This window comes from Shewanella sp. KJ2020, from assembly GCF_024197625.1.
Classification (GTDB): domain Bacteria; phylum Pseudomonadota; class Gammaproteobacteria; order Enterobacterales; family Shewanellaceae; genus Shewanella.
On record NZ_JAKUKD010000026.1, the window covers coordinates 33,009 to 51,855 of the forward strand.

At 48.5% G+C, this 18,847-nt stretch carries 13 protein-coding genes; 12 read left to right on the top strand and 1 reads right to left on the bottom strand.

Going from position 1 to position 18,847, the window contains the following annotated elements; translation table 11 throughout:
• Position 1: 1 nt before the first annotated feature.
• The 3 genes from gspL to MJO46_RS13865 are packed head-to-tail and all read left to right on the top strand — an operon-like array spanning position 2 to position 2,442.
• Positions 2 to 1,189 (top strand): type II secretion system protein GspL, encoded by a 1,188-nt coding sequence (gene gspL / locus MJO46_RS13855; RefSeq protein WP_253989804.1) that lies wholly within the window; start codon positions 2 to 4, stop codon positions 1,187 to 1,189.
• A gap of 1 nt (position 1,190) precedes the next feature.
• Positions 1,191 to 1,667, top strand: a complete 477-nt coding sequence (locus MJO46_RS13860) for a type II secretion system protein M (RefSeq protein ID WP_253989805.1) — start codon at positions 1,191 to 1,193, stop codon at positions 1,665 to 1,667.
• A gap of 13 nt (positions 1,668 to 1,680) precedes the next feature.
• A complete protein-coding gene (locus MJO46_RS13865; protein WP_253989806.1) occupies positions 1,681 to 2,442 on the top strand; it encodes a type II secretion system protein N in 762 nt (253 codons plus the stop codon).
• A gap of 67 nt (positions 2,443 to 2,509) precedes the next feature.
• On the opposite strand, the gene yrfG is transcribed toward MJO46_RS13865, so the two are convergent.
• Positions 2,510 to 3,172, bottom strand: coding sequence for a GMP/IMP nucleotidase (gene yrfG, locus MJO46_RS13870; protein WP_253989807.1), 663 nt, complete (start codon positions 3,170 to 3,172; stop codon positions 2,510 to 2,512).
• A 121-nt stretch (positions 3,173 to 3,293) separates the two neighbouring features.
• On the opposite strand from yrfG, the gene MJO46_RS13875 reads away from it, so the two are divergent.
• The 9 genes from MJO46_RS13875 to MJO46_RS13915 all read left to right on the top strand — a co-directional run bounded on the left by MJO46_RS13875 (position 3,294) and on the right by MJO46_RS13915 (position 18,699).
• A complete protein-coding gene (locus MJO46_RS13875; protein WP_253989808.1) occupies positions 3,294 to 3,893 on the top strand; it encodes an aspartyl/asparaginyl beta-hydroxylase domain-containing protein in 600 nt (199 codons plus the stop codon).
• Positions 3,871 to 5,868: a phytanoyl-CoA dioxygenase family protein gene (locus tag MJO46_RS13880; RefSeq protein ID WP_253989809.1), complete on the top strand. Its 1,998-nt coding sequence runs from the start codon at positions 3,871 to 3,873 to the stop codon at positions 5,866 to 5,868. Before MJO46_RS13875 ends, MJO46_RS13880 begins: the two co-directional genes overlap by 23 nt.
• Positions 5,869 to 5,879: 11 nt before the next feature.
• Positions 5,880 to 7,043 (top strand): sulfotransferase domain-containing protein, encoded by a 1,164-nt coding sequence (locus MJO46_RS13885; RefSeq protein ID WP_253989810.1) that lies wholly within the window; start codon positions 5,880 to 5,882, stop codon positions 7,041 to 7,043.
• Complete coding sequence (locus MJO46_RS13890) at positions 7,030 to 7,518, top strand: N-acetyltransferase (RefSeq protein ID WP_253989811.1); 489 nt, start codon at positions 7,030 to 7,032, stop codon at positions 7,516 to 7,518. The genes MJO46_RS13885 and MJO46_RS13890 overlap by 14 nt, the downstream gene beginning before the upstream one ends.
• A gap of 241 nt (positions 7,519 to 7,759) precedes the next feature.
• The gene (locus MJO46_RS13895; RefSeq protein WP_253989812.1) at positions 7,760 to 8,359 is read left to right on the top strand and encodes a phage tail protein; all 600 of its coding nucleotides are present in this window, start codon (positions 7,760 to 7,762) and stop codon (positions 8,357 to 8,359) included.
• A 95-nt stretch (positions 8,360 to 8,454) separates the two neighbouring features.
• Positions 8,455 to 16,533 (top strand): Ig-like domain-containing protein, encoded by an 8,079-nt coding sequence (locus tag MJO46_RS13900; protein ID WP_253989813.1) that lies wholly within the window; start codon positions 8,455 to 8,457, stop codon positions 16,531 to 16,533.
• Positions 16,534 to 16,812: 279 nt separating this feature from the next.
• The gene (gene nudE, locus MJO46_RS13905) at positions 16,813 to 17,364 is read left to right on the top strand and encodes an ADP compounds hydrolase NudE (protein WP_253989814.1); all 552 of its coding nucleotides are present in this window, start codon (positions 16,813 to 16,815) and stop codon (positions 17,362 to 17,364) included.
• A 71-nt stretch (positions 17,365 to 17,435) separates the two neighbouring features.
• The gene (gene cysQ, locus MJO46_RS13910; protein WP_253989815.1) at positions 17,436 to 18,248 is read left to right on the top strand and encodes a 3'(2'),5'-bisphosphate nucleotidase CysQ; all 813 of its coding nucleotides are present in this window, start codon (positions 17,436 to 17,438) and stop codon (positions 18,246 to 18,248) included.
• 7 nt (positions 18,249 to 18,255) lie between these two features.
• Positions 18,256 to 18,699 carry a GNAT family N-acetyltransferase gene (locus MJO46_RS13915; RefSeq protein WP_253989816.1) on the top strand — a complete coding sequence of 148 codons (444 nt, stop codon included), beginning with the start codon at positions 18,256 to 18,258 and terminating at the stop codon, positions 18,697 to 18,699.
• The last annotated feature ends 148 nt before the right edge of the window (positions 18,700 to 18,847 follow it).

The window sequence follows — 18,847 nt, forward strand, 5'->3', positions numbered from 1 at the left end:
TGTGTGTGAACGGCTATTTATTCGCTTAGGCAGAACCGCAGAGCAGGCTTGCTCTTGGTTGGTATGGTCCGAGCAAGAACAAGAGATTATCGCCTCCGGCGAACTTGCCAACGCCCAAGGTTTATCAAGCTTAACCGAGCGGGCGGGGAATCGTCCCATCGATGTGCTTGTGCCTGCCTCGGCAATGACATTAACCAGTGTGAATCTGCCCGAAAAAGGCCAACGCCAAGCCCTAAAGGCACTGCCTTTTATGCTGGAAGAATCCATCGCCGATGATGTGGACGCTATGCATTTTACCGTTGGGCCGCGAAGTGGCGACGCGTTAAGTGTGATTGCGGTTGCCCACGAGCAAATGCAAACTTGGCTCAGTTGCTTGGCCGAAGCTGGGTTAAAGGTCAAACGTATCGTCCCCGATTGTTTAGCCTTGCCATTGCAGGAGTGCCAATGGGCAGCAATGAATTTTGGTAATGAACTGCTTTTAAGAACGGGCCTTGGCACGGGACAAAGCCTGCCTCTGCCTTGGCTGCCAGTGGCGATGAAACAACTCGTCGAAAAAGGGCAGGAAGTCTCAGTGGCGAGTTATACCGAGATGAGCCTCGAAGGTGTGGAGCTTAAACCTCAACCCTTAGATTTGCCGATGTTAGTGCTCGCCCGTGGCATTTTACATGCGCCGGTTAATTTACTCACGGGTGTGTATACGCCTAAGCGCGAGTACAGTAAGCAGCTACTCCAGTGGAAAAATGCCGCGATCGTGCTTGCCGTCGCTTGTCTGCTGGCATTAGTGAACAAAGGGCTGACCATCTACCAAGTGAACGGCCAGATTGCCGATCTAAAAGCCCAGAGTGAGGCTATTTATCAACAGGTGGTGCCGGGGAATTCTCGGATAGTGAACCTACGTTCGCAGATGGAAAGCCAATTGCGCTCCTTACAGGGACAAGGCAGTGGCGCCGAGTTTTTTGCGATGCTCGATGGTCTGCAGGATGCCTTTAAACAAGTGCCGGAACTCAAACCAAACACCCTAAGATTTGAGAGCGCCCGCAACGAGATCCGTATGCAAGTCACCGCCAAGGACTACGCGCAAATTGAGAAGTTTAAAGAGATTGTTGGTCGTCGTTTCCAAATGGATGGCGGCACTATGAATAGCGGTGAAGATCAAGTCACCAGCACCTTAACTTTGAGGAGCAAATAAGATGGATAATTTGCGGACTTGGTGGCAAGGGCTTGCATCCCGAGAGCAACAGTTAGTCGGGTTTGGTGGCGTATTTTTAGTGGTTGGCGTGCTCTACTGGGGCGTTTGGGCGCCCATAGCCCAGGCTGAGGCGGATGCGCTGCGTAATCTTAGTGCACAGCAACAGACCTTAAACTATGTAAAACAGACGGCTAATAAAATTGCAGGCCTTAAGCAAGCAGGGGCTAAACCTAGTGCTTCTGGGAGCTTAAGTTCGGTCGTTAACCAAACTGCGGGCAACTATGGGTTAGTGATTACTCGCATGCAGCCCCAGGGCGATAAGATCCAAGTGTGGATGGACGATGTGCCATTCGATGCCTTGCTCGGTTATCTTGGCGAGCTAGTGCAAACAAAGGGTTTGTCCCTTGAGAGTGTGGATTTGGCGGAGGCCGACGCGCCAGGTTATGTCAAAGTGAGACGCATCCAATTAGCGCAATAGGTAAGGTGTAGTTGTGAGCTTGATAAAAAAAATCATCATAGGCGTACTGATTTATTTAGTCTTTTTAGTGGCATTATTCCCGGCCAACATAGCGCTGAGCCTAGCACCATTACCTGCAAATATGAGTGTATCAGGGGTAAGTGGCAGTATTTGGTCCGGCAGTATTGAGAGCTTGAACCTACAGCAAAGACAGCTTGAGCAAGTGCGTTGGGAACTCAGCCCTTGGGCATTGTTGTTAGGTAAAGTGCGCGTCGATATTCAAGTCGGTAGCCGCGCTACACCCGTAAGTGCTAAAGGGATTGTGACTTGGTCTATGGGCGGCGTTAGCGCCCAGGGTTTACGCTTCGAAGCGCCCGATAGTTTCTTGATTGGCAACGCTAAGCTACCCTTTAGGACCGAGATCCAAGGTGAGGTGAGTCTGCTGATTGAAACCTTAGAACAGGGCAAGCCTTGGTGTGAGCAGTTAACGGGAAAACTGTTTTTAAATCAAACCAATGTGAAAAACCAATTTGGCGATTACCCTCTTGGCAATATCGAACTCGGCCTAAGTTGTGTTGACGGTAAAGTGCAGATCTCCACCGATGAAGCCAAGAACCAGCTAGGGATTGTCGGTACTTTGCTGTTGGATGAAGGCAATATGCTTAAGGTTGCAGCTAAGATTAAAGAAACCAACGAACAGCCAGAAGATATGCGTAACTCCTTAAGTATGTTAGGTAAACGCGGTAGTGATGGCTATTTCCCTGTAGTGTATCAAGGGCGAATTCCTGGGCTCTAAGACTCTGTTGATAAGAACGGCAAACAAGGCACCCTGCGGTGCCTTTTTTATGGGAGTCAATTCGGTACTAGCGGCGAAGATCATCTAAGAGCAAGTGGTAATCGTCAATCGCGGGGAAATCATTAAAGGCTTTGAGTGGCTTTTGGCTGTCGGGATTGCTGATCCCCAGTTGATGGGCCACCCCTGCGATGCGCGCAGCATTGAGTATAGGTTCACTGTCATCGATAAAGAGACAACGACTTGGATCTAAAGAAAATTTTTCAAACAATGTCTGCCAAAATTGTGGATGCTCCTTGGGATAACCCGTTTCATGGCTTGAGAGCATGGCATCTAAGCCTGTCGCAAGCTCAGTATGTTCAAGCTTTAGGGCCAGACTTTTAGGGTGGGCGTTCGTCACTAAAATCCGTTTTTTACCCGCTACTGCAAGGGCATCGAGAAAGGGCATACTATCTTGGCGCAACTGAATACGGTCAACCAAAGTGCGGTGTAGGCCCATAATGTCGAGCTGAAGCTGCGTCTGCCAATAGTCGAGACAATACCAATCCAGCGTACCCGCCACTTTACCATAGGCATCGGCCACTAATTGCTGTGCTTGGTCGTGACTTATGCCCCTCTGTCTGCCCAATTCCTGCGGCACTAGGCTCAACCAAAAATGGTTGTCGAAGTGTAAATCGAGCAGGGTGCCATCCATATCGAGCAGTACAGTATCAATCGTCTTCCAGTCAAACATGGGATGTCCTGTGTAGTTAACTCAGCTCAGAGTGAAGGTTTAAATCAGCCTATCTTGTCAGCATGACACTTTGTGCTAGGCTTGGTTAATTCGTTTTTGCCTAAAAATAAGACACTTGGATATGGATATCTGCTCTTTTGCCCTATTAGATCAAGTTGCAAACCCCCTTAGTTTACAGCAAGAGCTAACCGCCTTGCAGCGGCAAAATTGGTTGCCCCATGTGAATCATAGTGATTACAGCGAAGGACTCCAAGGAGGTTGGGATGTGCTACCTTTGCGCTGCGCCGCCGAGTATCAAGCTGCACATCCTATCTTGCAAGCCTTTGCCATTACTGCTGGCCAACATTGGCAGAATTTACCTTATCTAGACTCGAGCCCCACCTTGCTCAGTTTACTTCAGTCATTAACTTGTCCGATTAAATCGGTACGTTTGATGCGATTGTATCCGGGTGCAGAAATCAAGCCCCATAGAGATATAGGGCTCTGTTTAGCGCAGGGCGAAGCAAGATTGCACTTACCACTGCAAACCAATGATGCCTTAAATTTTTATGTGGATGGCAAGCGTGTGCCTATGCGGACCGGAGAGCTTTGGTATATCAATGCCGACCAAGTCCATTGGGTTGAGAATAAAGGACAGGAAGCGCGCATCAATTTAGTGATTGATTGTGAAGTGAATACTTGGCTAAGGGAGTTAGTCTATGCCGCAAAGATCAGAGCTTGAATCAGGACAGAGTGCAGATATTAAAGCGTTAATTCACTTCGCCAACGCGCTATTACAGGCCTCTTCGGCAGGGAAGGCTAAACGACTTATCGACCCTATGCTGGCGCAATTATGTGCCATGACCGAGATTGAATTACACCCCGAGTATTTTTTAGACACAGAGGCGAGTATTACGCCATTTGGTAAGGCGGTATCACTCACCACTGCGGCCCAGTGTGCCGAAGATCCCGAACGCGGGCGGGTGTTTATACAGGGTATTTATCAGGCCATACAGGATAAGTTGGCGCTAAATCCGCAACGACCAATACAGATTTTATATGCGGGTACAGGACCATTTGCTTGGTTGTTATTACCTTTACTGCCGTTATTTTCTGCGAGCCAAATTGAAGTGACTTTGCTCGACATTCATCAAGCCTCGTTAGATAAAGTCGCTAGGCTGATTAAACATTTTCAGTTAGCCGATCGTGTGGGGGCGTTTGTCTGCGCCGATGCTACCCAGTGGCAACCCGAACCGCAGCAAACCTTTGATCTCATTATCTCGGAAACCATGAAGCACCTGTTACAGCAGGAGCCTCAGGTGCAAATCTTTAGTCATCTACAGGCTTATCTCAGGGAAGGCGGCGGTTTAATTCCAGAGTCGATTGAACTGGATGCATGGCTCGATATTAAGGGCAAGGATCTTACTTATTTAGGGCCGTTATTTCGCCTCGATTTGCCCAATGCCCGCCGACTCAAGCGGGGAGAACCGAGCATATTGACAGGCAGTTTGCCGTTGCCCGACTTTCCTCCCCAAGCGGTTACCCTGAAGCTCACTACCCAAGTGCGAGTATATGCAGAGCATAGCTTAGCGGAAAATCAGTCCCAATTGACCTTGTCTCAATATAAAAAATCACTTTGGCTTAAGCCGTTGAGTCGAGTGAACTTTAGCTATCAGCAAGGGGAGTATCCTGATTTTAAATTCGAGTATCAGGAGCACAAAATGGCACTGGCAGGGAGTGACGATTTAAGCTGCTTAGGCATTTATCATCTACAGCGACTCTGGCAAAAAATACAACTGCGTAAACGGGGTGAGCCTTTCATTGAACTATCTAATGAATGGCATATAGATAAGGCCTTACTGGATCTTTGTGGTATAGGAGTAGAGCCCGGGATGAAAGTGCTCTACCAATATGATAACCAACAAGAATTTATCAATGTTATTCAACAGATCACTAAAATCACTGCCGCAGATATTGACGGTATTAATCAACACTTGCGTGACTTATCCCAAGGGGCTGCGCCAACCCAAGTGAGCTTATCGCATCCGAGCAAAGTGCTCAGCGATGCTCAACTTGCGTTTTGGCAACGTGAAGGTTACTTAGTGATCCCTCAAGTGTTATCGGCAGAACAATGCGCCGCGACGCGGGCCTTGATTTGGCAACAGTTAGATGCGAATGAACAAGATCCTGCGACTTGGTATCAATCCCATGAATTTATGCAGAAAATTATGTTGCAGCTGTTTCGCTATCCACAACTCGATGCGAACCGACAAGAGCCCAAAATCCGCCAAGTGTTTGAACAGCTGTGGCAGCGAACCGATCTGGTGATGACAACCGATAGAGTCAGCTTTAATCCACCTGAAACAACCACTTGGCATTTTCCAGGGCCAGATATGCACTGGGATATGCCACTGCAACTCCCCGTCGAGTTTGGCACTCAAGGATTAATTTACCTGACCGATACTAGCCCAGAGCAAGGCGCATTCTGTTGTGTCCCCGGATTTCATCTCAAGATAGAGGAGTGGCTGCGTAGTCAGAACAAATCTGATATCGAACTACAGCAACAGCATTGGGACGAGTGGCCCATTAAACCCATCGCCGCAAATGCCGGTGATTTAATCATTTGGCACCATGCTTTGCCCCACGGAGCGAGCCCCAATCTGGCCAAACTGCCGCGAATGGTGCAGTACATTAACTTTTACCCTGTGGCTTGCTGATGGTTAATGATATGCAAGAGAGACAAAACCGTTATTGGCAGTTATTACATCAGCCTGACCGACTTTTGTTACTGCATCAAGCAAGCAGTGTTGAGCAATTTGTCACCTTAATGGGAGATTGGTTGGCTTGGCCTGAGCTTACTTTAGACCAAATGCTGACTTTTATTCATATGCAGCGGTGGGAGGACTTTACGCCAAAATTAGCGCTATTTAGCCAAGCGTGGCTTCCCTATCGCTATTGCTCCCAAAGCAAAGAGATGTACTGGATCCCCGCATTTAATCAATTATCTAAGCCCTTTCTTGAGGATGATATTAGCGATATCCGTCTTGGTTTATTGGCGATTTTTATCCAACCCAAAACATTACTCAAACCTCTTTTAACACAGTTTGAGTCAGTGCCCGAGATCCATCCTTGCCTCATGATCTTCCATTGGTCACGTTGTGGTTCAACTTTAGTTTCAAGTAGTTTTTCTAAACTAAATGATTGCCTTGTGATCTCTGAATCTATGCTATGCAGCGATATTATGCGCGATGACTTTTGGTCACAGGAATTAAAGGTAAAGCTGGTTGATTTATGTTTAAGACTGCAAGGGCGATTTAGGTATAGTGAGCGGCATTTAGTGGTGAAATGGAATGCTTGGGATCTGGCTTACTGGCCGATGCTTTTAGCACTTTACCCCCAGAGCCGCGTGCTATGCCTGATACGTAATCCTAAGGATATTTTGGCTTCTCACCAACGTCTTGCGGGTCGTCATATGGTTGAAGGGCAAGGTTTACTTTCAACTGAGTGGCATATGCAGCAAATAGAAACTATGAGTACAGCCTTTAGCTTAAATAAATTTCGTATCAGTGTATTACAGCATCTAGCGCAATTAACCCATGCTTTACTGAACTCAAATCGAGCGATTTTGTTGGATTATCAACAAATAAAGGATTTCCAGCCCACAACACTTTCTACCATCTTAGGCAGGTCATTATCTAAAGATGAAATGGAGTGCTGGCAAGATCATTGGCGTTTTGATGCAAAACAGCAGGGGCAAGTATTTACGCCTGTTGTATCAAATGAACCGGTCCCTCTAAGTGAATTGCAAAGCCCATCGTGGCTGCAATTATTTATGACCTATAACCAACTGTTGCAACGTTTATATTGGGATAAAAAGCATGATGCTAGATGAGTTCAATTCACTAATTGGCTTAAGTGCTAAAGCCACTAATGCAAACGACACCCCATTTATGGCACAGCTTTTTTATTCTACAAAAACGCTTTTTTATGAACTGGGTTTGCCCAGTGAGGTCGTTGAAACCATGCTGGAGCAACAATATCGACTACAGCAAGCCTCTTATCGGGAACAATATCCCAATGCCAACACTTATATCTTGTTTTATCACCAGCAAGCCGTCGGAAAAGTCATGCTCGATATCAGTGAGTATAGAATCCATCTTGTTGATTTTATTATTATACCAAGCATGCGGGGACGAGGTTTGGGTTCGGCAGTTTTAACGTTCATTAAGCAAGAGGCGGCAATACGTAATTTATCCGTTGGTTTATCCGTGGAGAGGGAAAATACGCGAGCTAAAAAGCTTTATTTACAGCAAGGTTTTAAGCCCGAAAGTTACTCTGGCGCCTATGAGTCGATGCTATGGCGTTAAGTGGGGAGTGATAATTTACACTTTTTATTTTTCTACAATTGTGTTTATTTAATTTTAATATATGTTTAATTGTAATCATTTTGTTTTATTTTTGTTTTTTACAGTCTAGGTAGTCCTCTCATCACGTAATGTGGATGATGTTGCAATCAGCTAAAGGAACTCGCTGTCGATTAATTGTCGTGAGTAATTAAACCATTGAAAGACGTCACATAGACAAAATCGTTATTTAAGGAGAAATACAATGTCAGATCCATTTATTGGCCAAATCTCTATGTTTGCGGGTAATTTTGCTCCCCGTGGCTGGGCACTTTGTAATGGGCAGTTACTGTCTATCTCGCAAAACTCTGCGCTTTTTGCAATTCTAGGTACTACTTATGGTGGTGATGGCCAAACAACATTTGGCTTACCTAACTTACAAGGCCGTGTGCCTGTGCACCAAGGCCAAAGCCCCGGTACTAGCCTGTATACCTTGGGTCAGGCAAGCGGGACTGAGAATGTAACACTGACTATCAATGAGTTGCCCGCGCACAACCATACCGTTGCATTGAGTGGAACCGGAAATGTCAGCGTTGCACAAGGGGTTAGCTCTGCTAATGGCAATACACCAACGCCCGGCCCAACCACAGTACCTGCCAAGGTGGCCAGCGGATTAAATGCACTCAACGCATATAGCACTACTGCACCGGATACCACGCTTTTGCCAGTGAATACCACTACGACCGTGAATGTGAGTGGAAATACGGGAGTTGTGGGGAACAACCTACCAGTTCCTATTGTGCAACCTTATGTAGTGGTTAATTTTATTATCGCTCTTGAAGGCGTTTTTCCATCGCGTAATTAAATTTACACGAATAGACGGGGGAGTCTGTAAGAGAAATAGTGCGTAAGGAGTACGCACTATTTGCATTTAGGACACGTTACTTATGGAGAATTGTCATGCTACAATCTGCTTATAAAGTGATATGTGCTGTTAAGAATCTTATTGTTAGATTCCGGCATTCTTATTGGACAATAATCATTGTAGGCAGTTTGTTGGCGATGACGTCCCTTAGTGCTAATGCACAAAACCGCTCCTTTGACTTTACCTCCGGCGACACCGTTACACTGACGAATGCAGGCTCAGCACTATCTAACCGGACAACCTTTACACTGGAGTTCTGGGCAAAATTTACCAGTGTTAGTGGAGTCATTAATTTGGTGGATTTCACCGGTGGAGTTGATGCGGGTGGCCTCATACTGAACTCCGGAAGGTTAAATGTCGATCTTGCTTGTGATTTTGGTTGCCTGACAGAAAGTAATGCGTTGTCGTTAAGCACAGGAACTTGGTATCACATTGCAGTTGTATTCGATAATGGAGCTTGGGATTTTTATGTTGATGGCGTCGCACAGGGAACAAACGTTGCGGATCAAAGCGCCAGTACTAGTGTCCCTGATTATTTGGGAGTGGGTGTGAGCAACCTGTTGTTTGGTTTGCAAAACCACGCAGTTGTCGATGATTTTGTTGGCAGTATTGATGATGTCCGTTTGTGGAGTAGTGCGCGCACGCAAGCGCAGATTCAAAACAACCGCAGTATGGAGTTGGTGGGGAATGAAGTTGGCCTGCTGGGGTATTGGAAGTTAAATGAAACCAGCGGTACTACCGTTAACGATAGTCAGACTAATTCCACTTTATTAACAGGTACCAGCAGTGGTATAGCGTATAACCCAACGGGTGCATTTGTTATAGATGCTGTTGCCCCAACGGTTACATCTATTAATTCCAGCACAAGCAACGGCACCTATAAAGTTGGCGATGTCATTAGTATTCAAGTGAATTTCGATGAGGTTGTGATTGTGGCAAGCGGCACGCCGCAGTTGACCTTGGAGACGGGTACTACTGACCGGGTGGTGAACTACTCCAGCGGTACAGGCACCAGCACCCTGACGTTTAGCTATACAGTACAGGCCGGCGATATCGCTGCCGACTTGGATTACACATCCACCACCTCGCTGGCACTCAATGGCAGCACGATTCGCGACGCGGCCAGCAATGACGCTACTCTGACTTTGCCTTCTCCTGGCGCAGCAAACTCATTAGGTGCAAACAAAGCGATTGTGATTGACGGAGTGGCACCAACCGTTTCTGCTGTGACTGCCAGCACCGCCAATGGTACTTACAAACTGGGCGATAGCATCAGCATTCAAGTCAACTTCAGTGAGGTTGTGACCGTCAATACAGGAGGTGGTACGCCACAGTTGACTCTTGAGACAGGAGCGACTGATCGCTCGATCGACTATACCGGTGGTAGTGGTAGCAATACCTTGACCTTCACTTACACCATCCAGTCTGGCGATACTGCCGGCGATTTGGATTATGTATCTACTAATGCACTTGCGTTAAATGGCGGCACTATCCGCGATGCAGCGAATAACAATGCGACCTTGACCCTTGCTTCACCTGGAGCGGCTAACTCACTGGGCAATAACAAAGCCTTGGTGGTAGATGGAGTCGTCCCTTCGGTGACCAGTACCGCGCCTGCGGGCGGTGCGCTATCAACTGATACCAGTGTCGATTTCACCGTAAATTTCAGCGAATCAGTCAGTAATATCTCAACCGATGACTTTGCATTGGGAACTACAGGTGGTGCGACTGGTACTATCGCCAGTGTTTCAGCTACATCAGGCACTATGGTAGATGTAACTGTCAGTAGCATTGCTGGCAATGGCACCATCAAGCTTAACCTGAATGGTGCGACCAATATCAGTGATGCCGCCGGTAACTCGGGCCCTGCGGCCTACACCAGTGGCACAACCCATACAGTGGCGATTCCAACAGTACCTGATGCACCAACCATTGGCACCGCAACCGCCGGTGATGGTGAGGTAGATGTCACTTTCGCCGCCCCCGGCAGTAACGGTGGTTCGGCGATTACCCAGTACACAGCCACTGCCAGCCCTGGTGGCGCTACCGGCAATTGTGCTGGCCCTGCGGCCTGTACTATCACCGTGACCGGTTTAACCAACGGCACTGCTTACATCTTCACTGTTACCGCGACTAATGCTATTGGAACCAGTGTTGCTTCAGGTGCATCCAACTCGGCAACCCCTAAAGCAGATCAGACAATTACCTTTACCAATCCGGGTGCCCAGAACTTTGGCACAACACCTAATCTGTCTGCGACCTCAGACTCCGGGCTCACAGTCACCTTCTCGTCGTCTACCACCGGTGTATGTACGGTCAGTGGCGTGGCTCTGACCTTTGTCAGTGCAGGCACCTGTACTATTGATGCGGATCAGGCCGGTAATAGCGCAACCAATGCGGCGACGACGGTAACCCGCAGCTTTACAGTAAACGCGATAGTTCCCGATGCTCCTACTATAGGTACAGCAACGACTGGAGACACCCAAGCCTCGGTCACCTTCACCGCGCCAGCTAGCACAGGCGGTGCGGCTATCATTGCGGGCGGCTACACTGTCACCTCTAACCCCGGTGGGTTGACTGGCACCGGATCAAGCTCGCCTATTACGGTGACAGGCTTGACCAATGGTGTTACTTACACCTTTACCGTGACAGCCACCAACTCTGCGGGCACGGGGGCTGCTTCGGCGGCATCGAATTCCATTACCCCAGCATCACCACAAACGATTACCTTTAATAACCCTGGCGCGCAAACCTTTGGGACTACACCAACATTAACGGCAAGTTCGTCGGCCGGCGGTGGTTATGTTGTTACTTTCACCTCCTCAACGCCTGGCGTGTGTACCGTCAGTGGCACTACGCTAACCTTTGTGACCGCAGGCACCTGTACTATTAATGCGGATCAGGCGGGCGATTCGTCTTTCCTGCCTGCGTCGCAGGTGAGCCGTTCTTTCTCCGTAAACCCTGCAGTTCCGGGCGCGCCAACCATCGGGACTGCCGTTGCTGGTGATACCCAGGCAAGTGTGGCATTTACTGCACCAGTCAACACAGGTGGCGCAGCCATTACGGGTTATACAGTTACTGTCAGTCCAGCGGATGTTGCGCCGGTAAACGGTGCCGCTTCGCCGATTGTGATTAACGGTTTAACCAACGGGCAGCCCTATACCTTTACTGTGACAGCCGATAACTCTGCTGGTACAGGCCCATCGTCAGGTTCATCCAATTCAATTACACCAGCGGCCGCCCAGACCATTACCTTTGCGAATCCGGGTGCCCAAACCTTTGGTACCAGTCCAACTCTGACGGCAACTTCGGATTCTGGCTTAACGCCCACCTTTACCTCATCAACCACCGGTGTTTGTACTATCACTACCGGCGGGGCCTTGACTTTTGTGACCGCAGGCACCTGTACGATTAATGCGGATCAGGCGGGTGATGCCAGTTATCTTGCGGCAACTCAAGTGACCCGCAGTTTTACCGTGAATGCCGTTGCTCCTGGTGCGCCAACTATAGGTACTGCGACCGCCGGTAGTGCTCAGGCTAGCATTGCTTTCACCGCACCTACCTTCACTGGTGGCTCATCAATTACCGGCTATACCGTCACTGCCAACCCTGGCGGTGCAACGGCAACGGGTGCCAGCTCGCCCATTACCCTTTCCGGCTTGAACAATGGCACCAGTTATACCTTTACTGTAAGGGCATCCAATGCTGTGGATACTGGTTTACCCTCAGCGGCATCCAATGCGGTTACGCCTAATGGCGCTCCCGCCATTGGTGGTACACCCCTACTTAGCGTGAATCAGGATGCAGCCTATAGCTTTATCCCAACAGCAACTGATACAGCTGGCGATGTCTTAACCTTCAGTATTACTAACAAACCGACATGGGCTACGTTTGATTCAGCAACTGGTGTGTTAACGGGCACACCAACCAATGCAGATATTGGCAGTACTACCGGAATCGTAATCAGCGTCAGTGATGGCACTTTGAGTGCGAGTCTACCCGCGTTTAGCTTAACGGTTGTTAACATTAACGATGCCCCGACGATTAGTTCAACGGCGATTACTGCTGCCACCCAGGATGCAGCTTACAGCTACAGTTTTGTGGCGAGCGATACCGATGTGGGCGATGTACTGACGTTGAGCGCGGTGACTAAACCGAGCTGGCTAAGCTTTAATGCCGCTACTGGCGCGTTAAGCGGCACGCCAAGTAATGCGGATGTGGGTAGCCATGCGGTCACTCTGCGCGTTAGCGACACGGATGGCTTAACCGCAGAGCAAAGCTTTAGCATTCAAGTGACTAACGTTAACGATGCACCGACGATTAGTTCAACGGCGATTACTGCCGCCACTCAAGATGCGGCGTATAGCTACAGCTTTGCGGCGAGTGATACCGATGTGGGTGATGTACTGACATTCAGTGCGCTGACTAAACCGAGCTGGTTAAGCTTCAATGCTGCCACTGGAGTGTTAAGCGGCACGCCAAGCAATAGCGATGTAGGCGCGCACCCCGTATTACTGCGTGTGACGGATACGGACGGTTTAACCGCTGAGCAAAGCTTCAGCATTCAAGTGACTAACGTTAACGATGCGCCAATGATTAGTTCGACGGCGATTACTACCGCGACTCAAGATGCGGCTTACAGCTACAGCTTTGCTGCGAGTGATACCGATGTGGGCGATGTGTTGACATTGAGCGCGCTGACTAAGCCCAGCTGGCTAAGCTTCAATGCGGCTACTGGTGTATTAAGCGGCACGCCAAGTAATGCTGATGTAGGCAGCCATGCTGTGGCACTGAAAGTGACGGACACGGACGGCTTAACGGCCGAACAAAGCTTTAGTATCACAGTAACCAACGTAAACGATGCGCCTATTGCGACAGGTTCGACAGTGACGCTAGAGGAAGACAGCTCAATCATGATCACTTTGGCCGCAGAGGATGCAGATAGTGATCCGCTAACCTATGAAGTGGTCGCTCAGCCCGGATCTGGCACTCTAGAGCAGCATGGTTCCGTTTGGTTATATACCCCTGAGAAGGATTTTAATGGTACTGATTCTATTGGTTTTATCGCTAAAGATGCAGAGCTGAGCTCAGAGCCTGCCACAGTCACCATTACGGTTGCTCCTGTGAATGATGATCCTCAGGCTGTCGATGACAGCTATACCTTAACCAGTACCCCCAATGACACCTATTCGCTAGCTGTGTTAGCAAACGATGTGGATGTTGATGGGGACACCTTAAGCATTGATGGCGCTGCGGCGGATATCGGCAGCGTTCAAATTGGCGATGAGGGATTGATATTTACTGCACCTGAAGCTTACGTCGGACCCGTTGCACTGCGTTATACCATTAGCGATGGTAATAAAGGGCGGGCAAACGCCACTGTGAACCTGTTGATTGAAGGTGCTGAGTCTGAGCTCCAGCCTGTTATCACCTTGCCTGATGATGTCGAAGTGAATGCAACTGGGCTATTTACCCGAGTGAAGCTGGGCTTTGCTAAAGCGGTCGATCGAAATGGGCATCCATTACCAGTTTCTCTGGTGAATAAGAGCCTGTTCTTCGCGCCAGGCAACTATTTGGCGTACTGGCAAGCAGTGGACCGTGACGGAAATAAAGCAATCAAGGCACAGAAGGTGAAGGTCAACCCCTTAATTTCGCTGAGTAAGGATCAAGTTGTCGGTGAAGGTAACGAGGTAGTGGTCAGTGTGCATCTCAATGGTGATGCCCCCACCTATCCGCTATCCATCCCCTATACAGTATCGGGCTCGGCAGGTAATGCAGATCACGATCTGGTCGATGGTGTGGTGGAGGTTACCTCTGGCCAAATGGCACAGATCCGCTTTAGCACTACGGAGGATGCTGTGGTTGAAGGGGATGAAGATGTGTTGATCACCCTAGACACTGGTTTGAATCTGGGGAGTAAGCAGCAGACTCAGGTGTGGATCACTGAGGCGAATATTGCCCCTAAAGTAAGTTTAGAGGTCACTCAGGCCGGAGCGAACCAGCTTATCGTGGCGCAAGATGGCGGTGAGGTACATATTCATACACAAGTGACCGATGCGAACATGCAAGATAGCTTAACCTTATCTTGGGATAGTGGTTCGTTGAGCTTGCAATCCGACGATGCGGGCATGTTCTTCTCACCTGTTGCTGTGCAACCTGGCATTTATCCCGTGAGCCTGACAGCTACCGATAATGGCCTGCCAGCACTGTCTACGACTGAAAAAGTGTATATCGTTGTGCGTCCAAGTTTACCTGTGTTGACTGGCGCCGATACCGACGATGACTTAATCCCAGATGATCAGGAAGGTTTCACCGATACGGATAGTGACGGTGTTCCAGATTATTTGGATGCGAATAGCGATTGTAGTGTTATGCCAGAGGGAGAGCTTGAACCTGTGTACTTCTTGGCAGAGGGGCAAGCGGGCGTTTGCTTACGTCTGGGCAATATTGCCCTAAGACAAGGGCAGAGTGGCGTGCAGCTACAGCCCAATGCCGTAGCCGAAGATGCTGTGGCTGCCAATGTGGGGGGAATTTTCGACTTTATCGCGACTGGATTGCCGCAACAAGGTCAAAGTTACAGCTTAGTGTTGCCACAACGCGCGCCCATTCCAGCGAATGCAGTCTACCGCAAGTTTAATGCACAAGCGGGCTGGCAGGACTTTGTGATCGATGAACGTAACAATGTTGCTAGTACTGAGGGCGAACGTGGTTTCTGTCCTCCACCGGGGGATAGCAGTTGGACGCCGGGATTAACCGAGGGTCACTGGTGCGTACAGTTAACCATCGAAGATGGCGGCCCTAACGATGATGATGGGGTGGCTAACCGCACTATTGTCGACCCAAGTGGGGTGTCGGTGATGCTCAATGGTAACCATTTACCGGTGGCGAATCCGGATGCGGCTTCCATCCCATGGAATCAGAGTCTAGATGTTAACGTGCTTGCTAATGATACGGATAGTGATGGTGATAGCTTAACTGTCACTCAAGTCATCAGTGAGTTCGGCACTGTCACTGTACTTGCTAATCAGCAAATTAGTTATATGCCCGCAACCGATTTTATCGGTACCGATGTGCTGATATATAGCATCACCGATGGCAAAGGCGGCACTGCGAGTAGTGAGTTGACTGTAACTGTGAACGGCAATACGACACCAATTGCCGTAAATGACAGTGCTGCAACCGATGACAGAACTAGCCTGTTGCTCGATGTATTGAGTAATGACACCGATGCTGACGGCAATATGTTATCTCTTGTGGGAGCTAGCGCACAGCAAGGGACTGTGTCTGTCGAGTCAAACAAACTGCGCTACATCCCTAAAACCGGATTTGATGGAGTAGATACAGTAACTTATCAAGTGAGTGATGGTTTGGGCGGAGAAGCGAGTGGGCAAGTTCTTATCACTGTGAAGGCGTATCAAGAAGTGGTTATAGATAATAAATCGGGGGGAGGTAGCATGTCTCTATGGGCAATAGCTTTGATCCTTGCGGGTGGTTTAATCCGTCGTAGAGAGTGGCAAAAAGTCGTATTAGGGGTGTTGCTACTGAGCTCAATTCAGCAGGCCAATGCCTCCGATTGGTATGTGGAGGGATTTATCGGACAGGCCCAGACCGATAACGACATACAAGATCTACAGCCACAGGTGGGCGAGGGAGTCGTTACCTCGATAGATAACAGCGATACGGCCTTTGGTGTGAGTGTTGGGTACCAATGGACGCCAACAGTGGCGGTGGAATTAGGTTATGCCGACTTTGGTGAAGGAAGCGCAAGGATTGAAGGCGCGAGCTTAACACCGGAGCAGTACCACGAGTTGGTGAAGAGCGTGACTCCGGTACTTGCAGACGGTGTGATGTTAGGGCTGCGTTTTACCCTGCTACAGCATGAAGGTTGGCGATTTGAAGTACCAGTCGGTTTGTTCTATTGGCAAGCGGATATCAGTAGCACTATGGGAAACACCAGCTTAAAGACGGATTTGGATGGTACGGATTGGTATGCCGGCGTGCGCTTTAGCTATCAACTCACAGATGCTTGGTCGGTGGGACTTGGCTATCAGTATGTGGATATAGAGCCGAATGATTTCCTAAGTTCCCAGTTTAATTTACGTTATCAGTTTTAAACGACATCGCAACATAAAAGGGTTTTGCCAGTTTTTTGAGCTTGGCGCGTGATCAATAAACTGGCTTTTACCCGTTTTAGCTATCAAAAACCCCCGATTTTTTTAGAAAAAGGATAAGCTCATTCACTTAGGCCTAGCTTGGTTTGTGAGTTCTATCGCAAAAAAAATGCCGCTTATCTTTTGCAACACATCATAAATTCAGGTTGTAGATTAAAGACAGGATAGTAAGATTGTCACTTATCCTATTTAGTTTATCGCTATTTTTATCCAGAGGCAGTTATGTCGCAGCGGCAGAAAAAGCCGGAAATCTTGCATACCGAAGTTGTCGCTAGGAGTCGATTATTCCAAATCGAGCAGGTACATCTTAAGTTTTCTAACGGTGTTGAACGTCAGTACGAACGTATGAAAGGTGGCAGTCGTGGAGCTGTGATGATAGTGCCTATTCATCAAGGTCAAATACTGCTGGCGAGAGAATATGCTGCAGGAACAGATTGTTATGAGCTTGGCTTTCCTAAAGGACTTATCGATCCTGGGGAGCTTACCATTGATGCCGCTAACCGTGAGTTGCAGGAAGAAATTGGCTTTGGTGCCAATAAGCTTACCCTGCTTAAAGAACTTAGCCTCGCCCCGGGTTATTTTTCCAGTAAGATGCAGATTTTCCTTGCCGAAGATCTGTATGAAAGCCGCCTCGAAGGGGATGAACCAGAACCTATCGAAGTGGTGCCTTGGGAATTAGCCGACTGGGAAGCTTTGCTTGATAATGCTGATTTTTCCGAATCCCGTAGTGTCAGCGCGTTGTTTTTAGCGCAAAAGTATTTACAACTTAAATAATCTTTTTCCTTTTAAGTGTTCAAAGTCAGAACGCTTGCAAAACATTCGCGAAGTTTGCGATTGGAGTTGTTATGAAGCCAGAAGAGTTGATCGATGAGGTGATTGCGATTGCAACGGATGCAGGCCGTACCATCCGAGATATTTACCTAAAGGGCAACTTTGAGCGGGAAACTAAGGCTGATAATACCCCTGTGACCTCGGCGGATCTGGCAGCCAATAAAATCATTTGTGATCGATTGACCGCCCTTACGCCTGATATTCCAGTGTTATCCGAGGAAGCCGCCGATATTCCCTTGGTGGTGCGAGGGGAATGGAAGCGTTACTGGCTTGTCGATCCACTCGATGGCACGGGTGAGTTTATTGCTGGCAGTGGTGATTTCTCGGTGATTATTGCGCTGGTGGAGCATAACCGCCCAGTGATGGGCGTGGTCTATGTGCCAATGACGCAGGTGTGTTATTACGCAATTGCGGGATTAGGTGCCTATAAACGCACGGATAAACAGGAAGTGCGTATTTGTAGCCGTCAAATTGAGCACCGTGAAAAGGTCTCCCTAAGATTGGCTGTGAGTCGCCGTCAGGATCCACAATCGGTATTAACGCTCTTTAATCACCCTAAACATTGTGAGCTGGTGGTGATGGGCGGTGCGGCGTTGAAGAGTTGCCTCGTCGCCGAAGGGCGAGCCGATTGCTACGTGCGCGTCGGGCCAACGGGGGAATGGGATACGGGAGCGGCGCAAATTATTATCGAGGAAGCGGGGGGCCAGTTAATGGATACTGAGTTGCAGCCCTTGACCTACAACGAGCGAGACACCCTAGAAAATCCTAATTTTATCGTGGTGGGTGCCCCGAATTTAGAGTGGGATAAGATCTTAATTGGTGAATAAATTTCGAATGCAGTCTATACGTCCGGTATTAAAGTCAGAGTTATTGGCGGTTTATCAGCTTGAGCAGGCCATTTTTGGCGAACATAGCTATCCCGATTTTTTCTTCCGCCAGGGATTTGATTGTTGGCCAGAGCAATTTTTAGTTGCTGTGGATAAAGATAACTGTGTGCAAGGTTATTTGCTCTGTGCCCAGAGTGGTGATCCTGAATGTATGTGGATTTTATCCGTCGCAGTGAGTGAACAGACTCGCGGCCAGGGAGTGGGTAAGCGTTTGATACAGCAATGTTTGGCCCAACTGCCAGAGCATGTGCAGCGGGTGCTGCTAACGGTTGACCCAACTAATCCTGCCCACGGCCTATATCGACACTTGGGTTTTGTCGATTCCGCATTTGAAGCGGATTATTTTGGTGCGGGAGCCGATAGAGTGGTAATGGTCTATCGCAAGCCTTAAACCTCACTCTCATTTTTAAAGCAAAAGTTATCCTCAAATAAAAAGTCACCTTTGAATTAAAATCGTCGTCGGCGTGCTTACTAAACACGCCGTTTTTTATGCCGTTTCGATCGTTTTATTCCGCAGACCCGTTCTGTTTCCTGAGTGA

Excerpts from the sequence above, each read along its gene's own strand:
- MJO46_RS13890 (WP_253989811.1), top strand. The coding sequence starts at position 7,030 with ATGATGCTAGATGAGTTCAATTCACTAATTGGCTTAAGTGCTAAAGCC.
- MJO46_RS13900 (WP_253989813.1), top strand. The coding sequence starts at position 8,455 with ATGCTACAATCTGCTTATAAAGTGATATGTGCTGTTAAGAATCTTATT.
- MJO46_RS13875 (WP_253989808.1), top strand. The coding sequence starts at position 3,294 with ATGGATATCTGCTCTTTTGCCCTATTAGATCAAGTTGCAAACCCCCTT.
- MJO46_RS13915 (WP_253989816.1), top strand. The coding sequence starts at position 18,256 with ATGCAGTCTATACGTCCGGTATTAAAGTCAGAGTTATTGGCGGTTTAT.
- MJO46_RS13880 (WP_253989809.1), top strand. The coding sequence starts at position 3,871 with ATGCCGCAAAGATCAGAGCTTGAATCAGGACAGAGTGCAGATATTAAA.
- MJO46_RS13885 (WP_253989810.1), top strand. The coding sequence starts at position 5,880 with ATGCAAGAGAGACAAAACCGTTATTGGCAGTTATTACATCAGCCTGAC.
- cysQ (WP_253989815.1), top strand. The coding sequence starts at position 17,436 with ATGAAGCCAGAAGAGTTGATCGATGAGGTGATTGCGATTGCAACGGAT.
- nudE (WP_253989814.1), top strand. The coding sequence starts at position 16,813 with ATGTCGCAGCGGCAGAAAAAGCCGGAAATCTTGCATACCGAAGTTGTC.
- yrfG (WP_253989807.1), bottom strand. The coding sequence starts at position 3,172 with ATGTTTGACTGGAAGACGATTGATACTGTACTGCTCGATATGGATGGC.
- MJO46_RS13895 (WP_253989812.1), top strand. The coding sequence starts at position 7,760 with ATGTCAGATCCATTTATTGGCCAAATCTCTATGTTTGCGGGTAATTTT.
- MJO46_RS13860 (WP_253989805.1), top strand. The coding sequence starts at position 1,191 with ATGGATAATTTGCGGACTTGGTGGCAAGGGCTTGCATCCCGAGAGCAA.